We start from the raw sequence: 15,499 nt of genomic DNA, 5'->3' as shown, positions 1-15,499 counted from the left end.
CCGATGCAACCATGGTATTACTATCCTGTAAGGCGGCTTCCTTGCCTACTCGTCGATCGGCGGGAGTAGGGTTGGGCGTCGGGTGCGTGAGAGGTTCACTCGTCATGTCCTGCTCTGGCTGGGGAGAGGCGCATCGACGCGGCTACGGTGCTCGCGGTGATGGAGGAGGCCGACAGGATATACTATGATGTGGTTGCGAGGCGCCTGGTCTACGCCTCGTGGATCGGTAGCTGGCGTGTGCTCGTTGTGGCCGAGGAGGGGCAGGGGTGCATGGTGGTGGTTACGGTGATCGCGACTGGCGGGTTAGAGGTGGAGGAGGGTAGGGTGAGTAGCGGCAGATGGGTGTGTATACATGGGTGCTGCGGAGATACGCGAGCCTAGGATACGCTACGACCCCGACCACGACATCCTCTACATCCTCGTCGAGGAGGGGCCGGTCGACGATACTATAGAGATAGCCGACGATATCTTCGCCGAGGTGAGGGACGGGAGGATAGTCGGCATCGAGGTGTGGAAGGCAGAGAGGATAATTGAGGCCATCGCGGAGAGACCCTCGGAGAAGATAACCGGGATCATCGGGGAGAAGAGGCAGCAAACACGGCTATGTTGAGTATGTAGAACCTGGCATTGAGTTCACCGGCTACATGTTAGTGGTTAAGCAGCCTCACGAGATGATGCTAGAGCTTGGCATAGGAAAGAGATTCGAGGTGGTGGATGAGGCGTGGCGGGAGGCCGAAAAGCTGCTACAAATGCTCATCGAGTACCTTGCGAAGAGCGGCAACACGATAATCATCGGAGGGCATAAGAGCAGAGGCTACGGGCTAGCACGCATACAAGTCAAGAGAGTCGCGTAAACGAGCACAGTTTCCACCCAGGCCGTTAAGCCACTCACATCACAAAACTTCTCATCCGCGGGTTGTTTTGCATACGACAGTTCACCTACAGCCGAGTAGTCATTTTCCATGCGCTCCGTGTGTCTTCGGGCTTGGCGGGTGTCGTGCGGCACGCTTAGCGATGGTGATATAGTGGTGGCATTAGTGACGTATACTGCTTAGGGGTTTGTTTGGAGTCTCTCATAGACCGGTTGCTCGAGGATGCTGCTAGGCACCCGGAGAAGCGGAGGCGCCTGGCGCGCATGCTGGCGCTGGACATAGCGACGGAGGAGACGCTGCGCTCGTTGTTGCTGGAGGGGTTGTTGCGGGATGTCGCGACAAAGCAGGATTTGGAGAAGGTAAGGCGCGAGATGAGAGAGATGGAGGAGAGGCTGAAGAGGGAGATGAGGGAGGTAGAGGAGAGGCTACAGAGGCAGATGGAGGAGTTGAGGAAGGGGATATGGAGACTCGAGGATAGGATGGATAACCTTGTCAAGTGGATGGTGGGGCTGCTAGCCAGCATCTGGTTAACGCTAGTGGCGCTGTTGTTGCCGGTCGTGTTGAAGATGCTCGGGCTGATCGGATAGGAGTAGCCTGTTGCGGATTGCGGGGTTGCCCGTTTCGGCTTCTCGCGTCTGGCTTCTATCCTCTGCCTGTGTGGTGTGTCAATGATCCTCTCGTGTGCGGGGCTACTTCTGGCAGAACAGATACATGTTGGGTGTTAACTTCGTGAACAAGTGTTGGCGTGGGTTTTCGACGGTGTGATAGTGTTACCGCTGCATGTGGTGGCCAGCTCGGCTATGAGCCTGGTTAGCGTGTCTCCCTTGAAGCCGGTTATCTCGCAGAGTATGCGTATATGGTATCTCCTCGGGCTGGTGCAGTTGATGGCGGGTTGATTCTCTTCGCGCTTCTCGAGTAGCGCTGATACGCTGTCTGCGATGCTGACGAATCCAACCAGTAGTGTCGATAGGCGGCCGATGATTGCGTCGGCGTCGTGCTTGACGCCCAGTTGTCTAAGCGCTCTTATAGCGATGGTTGAGGCCTGTTCCGCCAGGCTACCGGAGGTCAGTAGGCGCGTGCCGCGCGATGCGTAGCTGCACAGCTTGTCTAGCATGCCTGTGATGCTCTCGTTCTCGGTGGCGCTCTTCAGGCACTCGACTAGGAGTTGGCATCTTGGTTCTTTCCCGGTTAGGAACCTGCGGAGTATATCCTGGTACCCGGTGCCCGCGAGGCACGCTGCGTACCTGCTGCTGCCCATGCCGTGGTGGTGTAGGTATGCCGTGAGTGCCGCCAGGCCGTATGCCAGTGCTCTCCTGGGGTCGTGCGCTCGCAGGGAGGCTCTGGCTGCAGATGTGAGCAGTATGGCGCCGTACACCTCGTGGCAGCGGAATGAGCGTGGGTTGTCGAACAGTGCTTTGCCAGCGTCGTGGAGGAGGGCCGAGAGCGTGAGCGCGTCTAGGAGTGTGCTTGCCGCGCTATCTGGGAGTTTCATCGTGCTTAGCGAGTAGCGCCATGCGGGGCCGTATAGCCTCTCGGCTACAGCGGCTGTACACCTAGCGTGCCTCTCCAGAGTCACGCCTTCCCAGGCGTAGAGGCTACACGAGCCCGACCCCAGGCTCATAACCCTCCACCACGAGTGCCGCCACTCCCTCCCTCTCCATGGCCTCGAGTATGGCGCGGCATGAGTCGGTGCCCTCCCTCAGTAATCTCCCCAGCGCCTCGCTACAGTCGAGCGAGTAACTGGTTGCGCTGCTCCACTCGCCCTCCCCTCTAGCCTCCAGGCTGACGACGCGCACACCCCGCCCGTTACACCACGAGAGCCACTCGCCACCCCTCTTGGCGACCGTGGAGAGGTTAGCAGGGAAGGCGTACATGCCTAGCGGCTCGCCGTCTAGGATACGCTCGAGGTACGCGCTGGGAACGAGGGGCACTAGGGGGTCGTTCCTAACAAGGTCGCAGAACCCCTGCAGCAGCATCTCGAGTCTACGCGGGTCTATCACGGCGTAGGCGAGCGCCAGGCGCCGCGCGTCAAACCGGGGCTTGGGCGCCTCCTCGACGGCCAGTAGCCGCGTGTATCCCGTCCAGCCTCTATAGGGGCAGGGTAGCCTCGGGTGCACGCCCTGCAAGGCGAGTAGCAGGCGCCTCGCATCGCCACCATCATCTATAATGTACGCTTCGGCCCTCTCGAGTCTGCCTGGGCGCCTCGCGACCCTACCCATCCTCTGTAGAAGCGAGCTAGGCTTCGCAGCGCTAGTCACGAGAACATCGAAGTCAGCGTCTATGCCCGCCTCGACCGCGCTAGTACCCACTAGGACACGGATAGAGTCTAGGCGTTTGACGACACGCTCCCTTTCAAACGGAGCCATCCTACCATGGATGAGGGCAACTTTATCTTCTCCAACTCTCGCCGCAAGCGCCCTATACACGTCCACGGCCCCAGCAACAGAGTCTATCACCACGAGCACCCTACGACCGCTCTCCGCGAGCGTAGCCACCGTATCCGCTACTCTGCTCTGCTCGAGAAGCCCATACTCCCACGATGTCGCCGCAACACCCTCATAGAACTCCCTATCCACAACCACGTGCACCTTCGCACCCGTAACACCCCTCAACCCGAGGCTATCCAGACACTCGCCATCCCCCGGCAACACCGCCACGATAAGGTCGGGGCGGGCGAACCTCGCGACCTCCAGCATCATCCCGGGTGGCATAGTGGCCGTCTCTAACAGCAGCTGCACCCTCATACCGCGGAGCGCCCAGAGGCTCGTGTAGAGGGTGTCGAGTAGACCCTCCGCCGAGAGGCCGAGGTGTATCTCGTCGAGCACGATAAGAGATGAGAGGATGTGTGCACGTGGCGCCTCGTAGTGCCCCAACCCCCTCTCAGCCACATTGCCGCGCAGCAGGTTAACCAGGAGACTATCGTAGGTCGTTAGTACGAGCTGAGGAGCCATGAAGGGAGTCTTGCCCGACAACCCGAGACCCATAGCCTGGTAGCCTATGGTTAGCCCCGCGCCGCTCTCCACGAGCCTCGAGTAGAGCTGCTCGAGTATAGCGCGCAGCGGCAGAGCGTGTATCACGCGAGGTATCCTGGCGGGGACGAGGCGAGAAGCTAGGCTGGCTACCAGGCTACTCTTCCCGTAGCCCGTCGGCGCGATGAACAACCCCCGTTCTGGCGGAGAGGCCTCGTAGATCTCCAGCAGCTCACCCACGCCTGCCCTCACGGGCCCATGGACCTCCGTGCGAGTAGAGACTCCAGCGCCATACGGGCGAAGTTAACGAGGCGGTCGAGCGCCGCGCCCACCGGGAGGGTAGAGTCGCTGGCGCAGATGCACGCTCCCCGCTCGAGGCAGGTGCTACCCCTGGCGTGCAACACCTCAGAGCCGCTGACTAGAGGCGCGAAAGCCACACGCTCAGCGGCTAACAGGTAGTCGGTCGAACCCGTTATAGACGCGACGAGAAGGCTGTTAGCGTACCGGTTCAGTATAGCTGTTATCTGGTCGGCGCCGCGCATAGCGGCGTCCCACAACACGAGTATAGGCTCAAGGAGGTTAGTCTGAACGTCGATCTGCGCGCTACACAACAACCTGTAGACCGAGCCCAGGGGAGCCTCCTCAAGGACGTCGAGTGTTGCGCTCCTCTGTTTGAGCGTCAGCCTAGCTACGGGTAGTGTAAGGTCGCCCTCCTCTATGTCGGCGCAGCTCGCCTCTGCGGCTACGAGGGCGGAGGCCGCGACAAGGTACACGCTGGGGTCTAGAATGTTGCTCGCCTGGATGTACCTCCGGTATAGCAGGCGTAGCTTGGCGTGTAGACCCGGGAGTAGGGGCTGGAGGGCGTCGGAGAAGCCCCGGTGGACGAGGAGATGGTGGGTTCGCCCACCCCCCTCGAACGCGGCGAGAGTCGCACAGTAGCCTAGTGCGGCTAGGAGCTGAGCGTGTATAGACACTGGCAGGTAGCTCCTAGCCGCGATGACGGAGACGGAATGCGTCCTCCCCCTTCGCCCCCTCCCCGTAGTGGACCCCGCCGCGCCTTGGACGGCGCCGCCGAACCCCCTGGCATACTCGCGGTACTCCGCACGTATGAGCGGCCTAGAGTCTACACGGGGAGAGTCTATCGTCTCGCCGCGTGATAGCCTCCGGAGCGCCTCGATAGCATCGTTCACGCTCCTTATGCGGACGCCGGCCCTCAGCTTGGCCCCCAGCTTCTCGAACTCACTGGCGTGCGGTAGCTCCGCGCTACAAGTCCTGGCCACAGACCTCCTCGACGATGGGGAAGAGCCAGCTAGCCTACACGGGTCGCCGAGGAGGTCGCTCACAACGTCCAGCAGCGCGTCACAATCCGGCATGTCGACCTCGACGTCCTCTCCGCGTGCCTCTACCCGGCCCGGCGCGGCCAGGTAGAGGAGGCTGAGCGCGAAGTCCCGAGCAACCAGTCCCTCGGGTATATCGAGGCGCAGCCTACACACCATGACGGGCACCTCAGGCTAGGACGGGTATGGTGCCACACTCGCCGAGCAACCCGCTAGCCTCAACCCTCCAGCCCTCGATGGCGACCGGGGGCTCGGGCGTAGGCTCGTAGACCGGCCCGGTGATCCTCAACGGCGCCTCTAGCTCTAGTAGCTCGGCGCCCCGCCTCTGCAGGCCCATCCAGGACTCGTCGCTCCACGGGCTCCAAGCACGGAGAGCGACGATATGCTCGCCTTGGAGTACGCCCCTCCTGCCATAGAGCCTCGTGGGGCCGGCGCCGCGCTCGGCGCGGAACACGCCAGCCTCAACCACGCTCACTAGACCCTCTTTCGACCCCAGCCTGGAGATGCTCCACGCGGCCTTCTCGAGCAGAGACTCGTTGATACCCAACGACTCTAGCCTCTCGCCGTCAAACACTATGGCCATGCATAGCCTTGCACGCGGGGCGATGGTGACGCCGAACGCGTTGACGCTAAGCCATTGGCTCGTGTCGCGCCTATTCTCCGGCCTTATGAACGGTATGTTCACAGTCCTCACTACGTCATACGCCGTGACCACCCTACCCTCTAGCAGACCAGCGGATGCCGACAGCACAGCCGAGGCTAGCCTACGGGCGGACGAGTAGGCAGCTACGCCGACTGTATCAGTCTCGTAGAGGGTCTCGGGCCATCCTAGCAGCCTAGCGAGGCTATACGCGAGGGAGCCTATCACCGTGGTGGGTGGGGGCAACGGGAGGCTACCGCCACCAACCGATGCGCCCGGCACCCTGACACTCCAACCCCAGACAGCCTCGACCACCGCCACGACAGCAACCGCCGGCATGGCCTCTAGCCCCTTTAGCCCCGGGTAACCGCCTCGACACTCCACTCCACCAGCTTCTCGAACACCTCCTCGGGGCTCTTTGCCTGCGCCACCCCCTCCACGCTGGGCTCCTCGGTAAGCCTCCCAACAGGGTACTCGCGGATGTAGAACGCCATCCTCCACGAGCCGCCGAGGAGCCTAGACGCTCTAGATAGCCTCTCGGCAGCCTCTCTTATGTACCCGGCGTGGTGGCCGCCGGGCATCTGGAAGCGGAACCCCTCAACGACAGCCGCTGCTATACTCTCCACCTCCCAGTGCGGCAGTATACGGGAGCGCTTCGCGCCGAAAGCAGCGCCGGACACAAGCTCCCCGAGAGCCTCAACAGCTACCCTAACCCTCTCCACCCTATCCTCGAGGACTGTCTCCCCACCATCCTGCCTCTCCACGACACCGATGCCACAAAGGTCGACGAGCACACTGAACGTGTAGAGAGCCGCGCCAACCTCCACAACGTATATCATCTGTTCGCCGACGGCCACCGGGTCGTGCCTAGCGTGGAGCACACCCTCAACACCAACAGCGTTGACGTACTGCAGCGACGGTATCATGTACGAGAAGCTTACGCGGCTGGTCCTCCTAACCGGCAGCCTACCCGCGTAGAGGAAGCCACCCACATCCTCAACCACACACGACCTCACAACCCCCTCCTCGAAGCTAGACACGAACCGCGCAGCTTGCTCACTACTCGGCCTCCTCACCTTCTTCATGTCGCTCACGAGCTGTAGTAGGGTAGTCGCGCCAGCGTCGCCCAGGCCACGGAGCCTCTCCAGCACCTCGTCGCTAGCATGTTTCACGAACACGCCTTGCTCGCAGAGCTTGCACACCGGCAGCCCCTTGGCCAGCGCCCTCCGCGCCAACACGCGCTGATAGCCGTGCGCTAGGCTCTGCCCAGAGATAGCCGGCATCATGCGAAGCTCGAGGGCTGCACCCTCCTCGCCCTCAACGGGTACCACCATGGGTATGCGCTTGTGCCTCGCGAGGTTACCCACAGTCTCCGCCATATTGAGAGCCTCTACGTTGACGAGTAGCCTGGCGGTTAGCGTGAGGTAGGCGCTGCACGCCACGGGCCCCACCCCGCTAGGGCCTAGCCAGTGCACGGGCTACGAGAGCACGTGTAAAATCACGCCAGCAGCTAGAGCCCTCTATGCACTCCACAACACCCCTAACCTCCTCGTCGCGCGGCGCCTCCGGGCACGGGACGCAGCACACCTCGCTACCGGCATACTCGCCCTCGAGCGCCCTGCCCCTCACGCCCCTACACGGCTCGCCAGTCTCGACCCTGTAGAGTTCGCAGCACCTGTACACCCTGGCTCCGCCGCCAGCCTCAATGCGGACGAGCCTAGCGCCGTTGGCGAGGGCGTGGAATACCCGCATGGCCTCCGTGAGAGCCTCGATAGCCACGTGCCTGTCGAGCGTGAAGCCCAGGCGGTCAACGGGGCCCATCCTACCCGTCTCCGCGAGAACCCTCAACACGCTCACAACGCCGTTGAACCCGCCCTCGATAAGCCTATCCATACACTCCCGGCAAGTGTCAACCCCGCGTGGCAAGGACGCGCATACCCGGCGGTACGTACGCCTTGGAGCCTGTATTTAAGCACAGAAGTATGAAACCTCGGCGCCGCCCCTACTTAAGGGGGCGAGAGTGGAGGCCAACGGTCAAGTTCCGGTCCGGGGCGGGTACTCGATACATGCCGTCATAGGCTTTGACGAGAGGCCCATACTACACTGCCTGAAGGAGGCGTTGGGCCGCGGGCGCGTCGACAAACTTGTGCTCTACCAGGCGGCGACCGGCGACCCTACCGGCGAGAGGAGGTCCCAGGAGGCGCTGGACACGCTCAAGTCGCTCCTAGCCCCGCTGGGTGTCAACGTAGAGGTGCACAAGCTCCCGCCGCGCAACCTACCCGGCAACATAGTGGCCATGTACGAGCTTGTGGATCGCGACCTCTCGGCACCAGGCGGTATGAGGATCCTTGCTTGCCTTGCGAGCGGGATGCGCCCCCTCGTGCTCGCGCTCTACACTGCTATCCTGGCGCAGCCCGAGGAGAGACACGACCTCATAGAGTTGTGCGTTGAGCCCGAAGGTAGGCCCGAGGAGCGTATAGTGCAACGCCTCTCGGACATAACGAGGTTGACCACGGTACTCTCTAGTGGTGACCACCTCCAGGTCGCTATACTGAGGGTGTTAGGCTCCCTGGGCGGCGCAACGCTATCCGAGCTTAACCGTAGGCTGGCAGAAGAGGGGGTGCAGGTAAACCGCTCGAAGCTATACCGCGTGTTGACGAGGCTCGTCGAGAAGGGCGTTCTAGAGAAGGACGAGACGAGCAGTGTTTACCGGCTAAAGGTGAGCCTGAAACAATGACATGAGGGCGCTTTTCGCCGGCCGCCCTGCCCGTTTCAAACATAGGTACATGGCTGCCCCCATGATGGAAACGCTGAAATACTCGCGCAGCCGGTAGTATGAGGATGGTCAGCCGACATGTCAGCACCCAGCCTAGTGCGCATAGAACTACGTCTCGTCGCCGCTAGCCACGACGGACGCATACTACTCCTGGAGGTCACGCGCATCACCAGCGTGGAGGAGGACGACCAGCCCCTGCAACAAGCGCAACAGACGAACTAGGAGGTGTGCGACGCCGTATCGTATAGTGTCTCGAGCCTGGTGGGGGTGGTAGTGTGGTGCGTGACATTGTGCGTGTAGAGACGAGGCTTGGTGTGGTCTACGGTGGGCCGTGTGTCGAGGTGCTAGAGTATGTGGATGCCCCAGTGATCATACTCGAGGAGGAGTATTGCGATGTGGAGCCTAACACGTACTGCTATCCCGTGGAGGACTTCAGCGTTGAACCGTGGGTCAACGTCAAGGGTGCTGCCAGGAAGGCGCTCGAGCTGCTCCAGCGTGAGGGCAGGGTAGCCATATGCTGTGCTGGCGGCTGCGGTAGGACGGGCACAGTGGCCTCGGCCGTCATAGCCGTGGCCGAGGGCATATCCTGCCACGATGCTATACGCGTGTATAGCGAGAAGCGGGGCCTAGAGTGCCCGGAGACGGATGAGCAACGCAGGGCGGTCTGCAGGCTAACTCGCGAGCTGGAGAAGCTCGTGGCGACGGCTGTGGCGCTATCATAGCGCGGCAACACGTGTTGTACTGTGTGCTTCGTGTCCTATGTTTTGCATGCCATGGTGGTGACGCGCTCTAACTCTCGTAGAATGTTCTTCGCGTGCTCGTCTAGCTCCTTTAGCTGCTCGAGGTAGCGTGGGTGGCCAGCCGCCTCGCTGAGCCCCGTAAAGGTGTGTATGTACCACGCGCTTAGCCTACCGCCTCTACCAAGCCGAATCTCGACGTAGGGGGTCGACAATATAGCCTCTAGCATCAGTTCTTTGATCTCGCTTACCTCGAGCTTGCAGAGTAAGAGACGCGTGAGGGCGCCAAGCGCGTCTAGCGCGTCTCCCGCTCTACGGGCATCACGCATGACAAGCTTCACATCGTTTAAGCTTCTCGGGCCCCATATGAAACTCGAGGTCGTGACGTTCATATACGCCAGTGTCGCGTCGCTCCTGGCCTCGACGCGACACTCTAGCATCTTAGGCGCGCTACGCCCTGGCTCCAGGAGACTCCTCTTGCACGATGAGATTAGCTTGACCGGGCCGGTCTCCAGGTAGAACACTCTCCTCTTCCTGCTTACAGCCGGGAGAGAGTCCCACTCGAGGGTGAAGAAGAGGACGAGGCTCCAGGATGTGAGGGATGCCAGCCCATCCAGGTGGGCGAGCCTGACGTTAATAGCCCTGCGGTGAAGGTCTGCCAGCTCCCCAACCTCGGTGATTATATTTGCGTAGGTTGCGCGGTCGATCACCTCTAGGAGACGTTGGAATACCGTGTAGCCTCCAGCCTCGCAGCCAGGCTTGTCGGACACATTGTAGCGCCCGTCGCCCACACTCTCCAGGCACTCGATGAACCAGCACTTCACGAGCTCCGAGATACACGCCGTATCCCAGATGTCACACTTGCGTCTACACAGCTTCCCGAGCATATCCAGCAGGTCAGAGTATATGGCGGACAAGAGCAGCATACCTCACAATATATACACCTGAAGGTGTAGTAAAGCATTGCGCTTATACGGTGCTGGTCTGGCGCTGTTCGCGGCTCCCGCCTCGTGCTAGTCTGGAACGTCCAGGTGCGCGTACCAGCACAGTCCTCCAGCCGTCGAGCTCCACTATCCTAGCGTTGACGCCGTACACTGTGCTCACTAGCTTCTCGTCTAGCACTTCCTGGGGAGGCCCACAGGCTACGATAGTGCCGTCGCGCATCACGATTATATCGTCGGCGTAGTTGGCTGCCAGCGTGATATCGTGGAGCACCGCTACTATGGTGACCTTCTCGCGCCGGGCTATCTCCCTCAACAGGTCGAGCAGCATATGCTGGTTCCTGATATCGAGGGCCGAGGTAGGCTCATCCAGGAGGTGAACCTGGGGCCTCTTGGCCAGTGCTTGTGCGATGCTCACCAGTTGCCTCTGTCCGCCCGACAACTCGCTCAGCACCCTACCCGCCAGGTGCTCTATCCCTAGCAGCTGGAGAGCGCGATACGCCTCCTCGAGGTCATCGTCGCGTAGCCTCCAGGAGCCCCTAGCCACAACCCTCGACATCGCGACATACTCTATCACGGTCAGGAGTGGGCGCCCTTGCTGCATCTGCGGGACGTAGCCTACGCGCCGGGCTATCTCGCGTGTGCTCGCGCCGGGGATGCGCAACCCGGCTATGATGGCGTAGCCCCGGTCCGGCCTATGCAGGCCCGCCAGCACCCTCAATAGCGTCGATTTTCCGGCGCCGTTAGGCCCCAGTATCACGGTGAGGCGGCCAGCCTCGGCGGCGAAGCTGACGCCGCGTAGCACTGGTCTGCCCTTGTAGCCGGCGTGAATGTCCCTAGTGACGACAGTCACCTTCTACCACCCCGCGCCATGAGCGAGAGTAGGAACGGTATGCCTATGAGGGAGGTGACTATGCCTATTGGCAGTACGGCCCCCGGCACGATCACCTTGCTGAGGGTGCTGGCTGCGGACATTATTATGGCGCCGTGGAGGGCGGCTAGCGGCAACGTATACCTCTGATCCTCGCCGGCCATAAGCCTAGCCGTGTGCGGCGCGACGAGCCCAACGAACCCTATGACTCCGAAGAAGCTTACACACGTGGCTGTCAACAGGCTGGCCGTCGTGAACGCCACTAGCCTCTCACGGCGCGGGTCCACACCCATGCTCCTGGCCGTCTCGTCGCCCAGCCGGAGGGCGGTGAGCCTCCAGGCGCGCGGCGTTAGGAGAGCAAGGCTGGCCGCGAGCACGGCCGCCAGGAGTGCTAGCTTGCCCCACGTGGCCTTGTATAGGCTCCCAAAGAGCCAGAACACTATCGCCTGGAGCGCCTCCTCGGACGCCATGTACTCTAGTAGCGCGAGGCCACTGTGGAAAGCATAGCTCACCGCTATACCGGCGAGCACCAACGCCTCAGCCGTGAAGCCCCGTAGCCTCCCAAGCGTGTACACGAGGAGGCATACAGCCAGGGCGACGGTGAAGGCGTTCACGGTGACCATATACTCGCCTAGCAGGGGCACAAGCTGGAGACCCATCACGTAGCCGAGCGCCGCGCCGAAAGCCGCGCCAGCCGCGACGCCAAGCGTGTAGGGGCTAGCGAGCGGATTATCCAGTATAACCTGCATCACGATACCCGCTGCTCCGAGGGAGGCTCCGGCGAGCACAGCTGCTAGTGCAACCGGCAGCCTCACATCCCACACGATTACGGCGACCGTGGGTTCGACGCTCTCCGGCCTAAACAGCGCAGTTACCAGCTCGCCGGGGGGTATGAGGGTGGGGCCTAGAGAGACGTCGAGCAAAAATAGTATGAGTAGCGTTGCCCCGGATGCGGCGAGCGCTAGCCTCCTCCTAGCCACCAGCCGCTCGTATAGCGCTACAGCCTCGCTACGCGCCGCATAGGCCAACGGCCCACACACCCCTCAGGGGGAACGGCATATACTCCTCGAAGAACTCCTCGAGGCTCTTATGAGGATCTAGGTCGGCGAACGCCTCCGGGTGCAGCCACTTCGCGATGTACTCCAGAGCCACGTACTGGAATACGTGTCCGTGCGACAAGCCATGGTGTATCAGGTAGACCCTGCAGCTCTTGACCGCCTCTAGCTTCTCCCACCCAGGCCTCTCGATAAGCGCGCGTAGCACCCTCTTTGCGGGCTCCGTGCTGTTAACGGTGTAGCCGATAACCTCGATCTGCTTCGTGCCCTCCGCGGTGACAATGTTGTTGTTACACGTGAATATTATCACCTGGGGGTTCCTCTTGATCACATGCTCCGGGTTTATGTCCCCGCTCGTGCCTTTCACGACGTCAGCCGCTATGTTCTCGCCGTTGGCGAGCGTTATCCACACCTGGTACATGCCTCCGGCGCCATAGGCACGCCACTTGGACCACGTGGCGAGCACCAGCACCCTTGTCGGCTCGAGGCCCGAGACACGCTCGATCACATGCTCCACGTGCTCCTCGTAGAGCTTGTAGAGCCTCTCGGCGCGATCCTCGTAGCCGGTGATCACCCCCAGCGCGTAGATACTGCGCCTCACCGCCTCCAGGTGCTCCTCTAGACTCGTGGTCTTTGGCACAAAGTCTATCACTACAACCGGGATCCCGGCCCTCTCCAGCTTCTCTATCGCCCCGCTCTCGACCAGCTGCTTGTACATGAAGGCCGCTACTATGAGCACGTCGGGCTTAGACTCTATGATGGACTCTAGGTTTAGCCCGTAGCCGGGCTGGCCGGTGTTCGGCAGCTCCTTCATCCAGGGGAAGTGGCTGGTCCACATGTACCACCAGTCCGGCCTCCACCTCTCATACCTGAACCTGTTGAGCGCGACAAGCCTCGATAATGCATCCTCGCCGCCCACCGCCACCAGGTCCTCGAGGCCGTACATGACGGCTATTCGCTGCGCTGGCGCGGTTATCGTCACACGTCTGCCCAGGGCGTCGGTTATCGTCACCTGCCTCCTCGGGGGCTCTAGGCATACGAACCACGTGCCGCGGAAGGGGATGGAGAGGAACCTCTCGAAGAACTCCTCCAGGTCGCGCGTAACGTTAACGTCTCTCATCGCGGCCGGGTGTATAGCCTTAGCGAGGTACTCTAGGCCTACAACGTCCCAGACAGTCCGCGCCAGCGCGTGGTACACGGCGCACACACGATAGTGTCGTAGGGCCGGCGTCGTGGATAGTATAGTGCGGTTGACCCACTCGGCTAGCGACCGGAGCGCCTCCTCGCGCGTGACGTTCGGGCCTAGCCTAGGGCCTCCACTCGCCCACCAGCCACCAGTCACAATGATAACCTCCGGCTGCGCCTCCGCCACGAACTCGGGGTTCACGTCGCCGCTGCGCGGGAACAACCCGCCAGCAATGTTCTTGCCTCCCGCGATCTCCACAAGCCTCCCCCACATGTACCCGGAGCCCCACGTGCGCCACGCCCTGTACCCCGCCTCGATGTAGACGGGCGGCTTGTGGAGGTCGCCCACGCGCTCCTCCACGAGGCGCAGATGCTCACGGTACCACTCTATGAGTTCCCTAGCCCTATCCTCGGCGCCGAACAGCACGCCGAGAATCTCTATGCTCCTCTTGGTCTTGCTCCACTCCTCCGAGTGGAAGTCTATCACAACAACCGGTATCCCCGCCTTCTCGAGTCTCGCCAGGCCACCGCTCTCCCTAAGACGCTCGAATGCCGTGGGATGCGCGAGCACCGCGTCGGGTTTCAGCCTGATAATCTCCTCTATGTCGAGCTGTTTGTACGAGGCGCCGACGTCAGCTACTCGGGCGAGCCACGGGTGCGTGGAGACGTAGAGGGTGTAGAGTTGTGGTCTCACGCGCCTCCACTCGCTAAGGTCGAGGCCGACGATAGCCCGCAGCCCCCTCTCTCCAGCCACCGCGTCAATGGCGACGATGTACCCTGTGTGCCCCCCGTCGATGACAACCACCCTCTCGACGGGCACCCTCAACGTGACCCTCCTACCCGCGAGGTCCGTCAGGGTAACCGTGCGTCCACCAATACCGCTAGTGGCTCCGGTGGTTGCAGCCGCCCCAGTATTGGTGGTTACGCCCGTGCCTTGCGGGCTGCTCACGCTGGCAATCCAGGCTAGTAGCGCCACACCAACAGCAACGGCGAGAACCACGAAGAGCAGATGCTTGTCGACGCGCATCTCTCGGTGCACCGTTCGCGGCGGGCAACTTACGAGATATTGGCGTAGCGCGTGCCTCAGAACCCGTCTCGCGGCGGATACACGACAACCGGGAAATAACGGGCGAGAAGTATACGGGTCGGTACAGAGGCCTCTAGCTGCACAACGAGCTTCAGTGGGCACCGTGACGGGTAACCCGCGGCGATACCCTATGGACTCTCGCGTGAACCACGAGGCTTGGCTTGAGCCTCTCGGCTCTAGGCTCGTCGCGAGATGGGGGCACTACCCGAGGATAGATGGCAGGCTAGACCCCCACGTCGTGACGAACATAATGGTTGTCGGTGAGGAGGGTGTCAGGTATACGCCCGTTGTCCTTGTGCACATGGAGGATGGGCTTCGGCTCGAGTGGAGGGGCGGCAGGGCAAGCTACGCCATGATAGCCTACCGTAGAGGCCCCTTCTCCAAAACCGCGAGCGGAGAATGGGTCTACGGCGACCGGGTAGCAGTGGAGTCCGTACTCGGCAGCGTAGAGAAGAGCATGATCATAGAGGGCTACGCGGTATACACACGCGACCCGAGAAGCCTAGAGCACCTGCCGACACCGCTAAGGCTAAAACTGAGTATAGACACGAGCCCCCTGTGCGTGAGGATAGAGGGTGTACGCGCACCCGACGAGCAACCTGATAGTCATACCACGCTCAGCATGTGGTGCAGGGGAGAGAAGACAGAGGACAGGGAATGCCGCGAGGCGCCAATCTTCATACTCGTCAAGCACGACTCGAAGCTAGGGACAGGGAGGGTAGACACCCTGAGAACCATACTGACCGTATACATCGATGCACCTCCAGCCTAAAATAGTACACGAAATCAACCCCACCGGTTAGAACGAAGCCGCTCCCGTCCCCTCTCCCGGCAAAGGCCACTCACCTCATCATGTAGTCTGATCGCAATGCCCCCGGCATAGCGTTGATGCTAACAAGCCTTGCATACGGCTTCGGGGCCAGGAGCTCCGCGAGATGCTTGCGAGTATAAGCATCCCTCTTGAAGAGATGGACGATAGCCTCTGTAGCGGGATTCACGGGGACAGCTCGTATCAAAGATACTCGTGTT

19 protein-coding genes are annotated in these 15,499 nt (G+C 61.5%); 8 read left to right on the top strand and 11 right to left on the bottom strand.

The window, feature by feature from the left end:
* Positions 1–156: 156 nt before the first annotated feature.
* From PYRFU_RS02235 to PYRFU_RS02220, 4 genes are all read left to right on the top strand, one after another.
* Positions 157–381, top strand: coding sequence for a hypothetical protein (locus PYRFU_RS02235; RefSeq protein ID WP_048191388.1), 225 nt, complete (start codon positions 157–159; stop codon positions 379–381).
* Positions 353–610 carry a DUF2283 domain-containing protein gene (locus PYRFU_RS02230; protein ID WP_014025985.1) on the top strand — a complete coding sequence of 86 codons (258 nt, stop codon included), beginning with the start codon at positions 353–355 and terminating at the stop codon, positions 608–610. The genes PYRFU_RS02235 and PYRFU_RS02230 overlap by 29 nt, the downstream gene beginning before the upstream one ends.
* Before the next feature lie 40 nt (positions 611–650).
* Positions 651–854: a hypothetical protein gene (locus PYRFU_RS02225; RefSeq protein WP_048191385.1), complete on the top strand. Its 204-nt coding sequence runs from the start codon at positions 651–653 to the stop codon at positions 852–854.
* A 209-nt stretch (positions 855–1,063) separates the two neighbouring features.
* Entirely contained in the window at positions 1,064–1,459 is a 396-nt protein-coding gene (locus PYRFU_RS02220) for a hypothetical protein (RefSeq protein ID WP_014025983.1), read from the top strand.
* Between the two features lie 134 nt (positions 1,460–1,593).
* Here PYRFU_RS02220 and PYRFU_RS02215 read toward each other — a convergent pair whose 3' ends face one another.
* The 6 genes from PYRFU_RS02215 to PYRFU_RS02190 are packed head-to-tail and all read right to left on the bottom strand — an operon-like array spanning position 1,594 to position 7,744.
* Positions 1,594–2,493: an HD domain-containing protein gene (locus PYRFU_RS02215; protein ID WP_014025982.1), complete on the bottom strand. Its 900-nt coding sequence runs from the start codon at positions 2,491–2,493 to the stop codon at positions 1,594–1,596.
* The gene (cas3, locus tag PYRFU_RS02210) at positions 2,468–4,093 is read right to left on the bottom strand and encodes a CRISPR-associated helicase Cas3' (protein WP_014025981.1); all 1,626 of its coding nucleotides are present in this window, start codon (positions 4,091–4,093) and stop codon (positions 2,468–2,470) included. The genes PYRFU_RS02215 and cas3 overlap by 26 nt, the downstream gene beginning before the upstream one ends.
* Positions 4,090–5,337: a hypothetical protein gene (locus tag PYRFU_RS02205; RefSeq protein ID WP_014025980.1), complete on the bottom strand. Its 1,248-nt coding sequence runs from the start codon at positions 5,335–5,337 to the stop codon at positions 4,090–4,092. Before PYRFU_RS02205 ends, cas3 begins: the two co-directional genes overlap by 4 nt.
* A 10-nt stretch (positions 5,338–5,347) precedes the next feature.
* Positions 5,348–6,157 carry a type I-A CRISPR-associated protein Cas5a gene (gene cas5a, locus PYRFU_RS02200; RefSeq protein ID WP_167827794.1) on the bottom strand — a complete coding sequence of 270 codons (810 nt, stop codon included), beginning with the start codon at positions 6,155–6,157 and terminating at the stop codon, positions 5,348–5,350.
* Positions 6,158–6,171: 14 nt separating this feature from the next.
* The gene (gene cas7a, locus PYRFU_RS02195; protein ID WP_014025978.1) at positions 6,172–7,260 is read right to left on the bottom strand and encodes a type I-A CRISPR-associated protein Cas7/Csa2; all 1,089 of its coding nucleotides are present in this window, start codon (positions 7,258–7,260) and stop codon (positions 6,172–6,174) included.
* Positions 7,261–7,273: 13 nt separating this feature from the next.
* Positions 7,274–7,744 carry a hypothetical protein gene (locus tag PYRFU_RS02190; protein ID WP_167827793.1) on the bottom strand — a complete coding sequence of 157 codons (471 nt, stop codon included), beginning with the start codon at positions 7,742–7,744 and terminating at the stop codon, positions 7,274–7,276.
* A gap of 94 nt (positions 7,745–7,838) precedes the next feature.
* Here PYRFU_RS02190 and PYRFU_RS02185 point away from each other — a divergent pair, with 94 nt between their 5' ends.
* From PYRFU_RS02185 to PYRFU_RS02180, 3 genes are all read left to right on the top strand, one after another.
* Positions 7,839–8,555, top strand: a complete 717-nt coding sequence (locus PYRFU_RS02185; protein ID WP_014025976.1) for a helix-turn-helix domain-containing protein — start codon at positions 7,839–7,841, stop codon at positions 8,553–8,555.
* Between the two features lie 117 nt (positions 8,556–8,672).
* Positions 8,673–8,816 (top strand): hypothetical protein, encoded by a 144-nt coding sequence (locus PYRFU_RS10350; protein ID WP_014025975.1) that lies wholly within the window; start codon positions 8,673–8,675, stop codon positions 8,814–8,816.
* Positions 8,817–8,869: 53 nt separating this feature from the next.
* Positions 8,870–9,316, top strand: a complete 447-nt coding sequence (locus PYRFU_RS02180; RefSeq protein ID WP_014025974.1) for a protein-tyrosine phosphatase family protein — start codon at positions 8,870–8,872, stop codon at positions 9,314–9,316.
* Between the two features lie 35 nt (positions 9,317–9,351).
* Here the strand turns inward: PYRFU_RS02180 and PYRFU_RS02175 are convergent, their stop codons facing one another.
* The 4 genes from PYRFU_RS02175 to PYRFU_RS02160 are packed head-to-tail and all read right to left on the bottom strand — an operon-like array spanning position 9,352 to position 14,410.
* Positions 9,352–10,248, bottom strand: coding sequence for a hypothetical protein (locus PYRFU_RS02175; protein WP_014025973.1), 897 nt, complete (start codon positions 10,246–10,248; stop codon positions 9,352–9,354).
* 52 nt (positions 10,249–10,300) lie between these two features.
* Positions 10,301–11,125, bottom strand: coding sequence for an ABC transporter ATP-binding protein (locus tag PYRFU_RS02170; RefSeq protein ID WP_014025972.1), 825 nt, complete (start codon positions 11,123–11,125; stop codon positions 10,301–10,303).
* Positions 11,122–12,171 (bottom strand): FecCD family ABC transporter permease, encoded by a 1,050-nt coding sequence (locus tag PYRFU_RS02165; protein WP_014025971.1) that lies wholly within the window; start codon positions 12,169–12,171, stop codon positions 11,122–11,124. Before PYRFU_RS02165 ends, PYRFU_RS02170 begins: the two co-directional genes overlap by 4 nt.
* Positions 12,152–14,410 (bottom strand): ABC transporter substrate-binding protein, encoded by a 2,259-nt coding sequence (locus tag PYRFU_RS02160; protein WP_014025970.1) that lies wholly within the window; start codon positions 14,408–14,410, stop codon positions 12,152–12,154. Before PYRFU_RS02160 ends, PYRFU_RS02165 begins: the two co-directional genes overlap by 20 nt.
* 190 nt (positions 14,411–14,600) lie before the next feature.
* On the opposite strand from PYRFU_RS02160, the gene PYRFU_RS02155 reads away from it, so the two are divergent.
* Positions 14,601–15,242, top strand: coding sequence for a hypothetical protein (locus PYRFU_RS02155; protein WP_048191378.1), 642 nt, complete (start codon positions 14,601–14,603; stop codon positions 15,240–15,242).
* 70 nt (positions 15,243–15,312) lie between these two features.
* On the opposite strand, the gene PYRFU_RS10345 is transcribed toward PYRFU_RS02155, so the two are convergent.
* The gene (locus tag PYRFU_RS10345; RefSeq protein ID WP_014025968.1) at positions 15,313–15,486 is read right to left on the bottom strand and encodes a hypothetical protein; all 174 of its coding nucleotides are present in this window, start codon (positions 15,484–15,486) and stop codon (positions 15,313–15,315) included.
* Positions 15,487–15,499 lie beyond the last annotated feature (13 nt).

It is taken from the genome of Pyrolobus fumarii 1A, assembly GCF_000223395.1.
Classification (GTDB): domain Archaea; phylum Thermoproteota; class Thermoprotei_A; order Sulfolobales; family Pyrodictiaceae; genus Pyrolobus; species Pyrolobus fumarii.
This window is presented reverse-complemented; position numbering and strand designations above follow the sequence as displayed.

Bases quoted from the DNA above. Each gene is read 5' to 3' on its own strand.
- PYRFU_RS02230 (WP_014025985.1), top strand. From the start codon at position 353: ATGGGTGCTGCGGAGATACGCGAGCCTAGGATACGCTACGACCCCGAC.
- PYRFU_RS02215 (WP_014025982.1), bottom strand. From the start codon at position 2,493: ATGAGCCTGGGGTCGGGCTCGTGTAGCCTCTACGCCTGGGAAGGCGTG.
- PYRFU_RS02205 (WP_014025980.1), bottom strand. From the start codon at position 5,337: ATGGTGTGTAGGCTGCGCCTCGATATACCCGAGGGACTGGTTGCTCGG.
- cas5a (WP_167827794.1), bottom strand. From the start codon at position 6,157: ATGCCGGCGGTTGCTGTCGTGGCGGTGGTCGAGGCTGTCTGGGGTTGG.
- PYRFU_RS10350 (WP_014025975.1), top strand. From the start codon at position 8,673: ATGTCAGCACCCAGCCTAGTGCGCATAGAACTACGTCTCGTCGCCGCT.
- PYRFU_RS02160 (WP_014025970.1), bottom strand. From the start codon at position 14,410: ATGCGCGTCGACAAGCATCTGCTCTTCGTGGTTCTCGCCGTTGCTGTT.
- PYRFU_RS02155 (WP_048191378.1), top strand. From the start codon at position 14,601: ATGGACTCTCGCGTGAACCACGAGGCTTGGCTTGAGCCTCTCGGCTCT.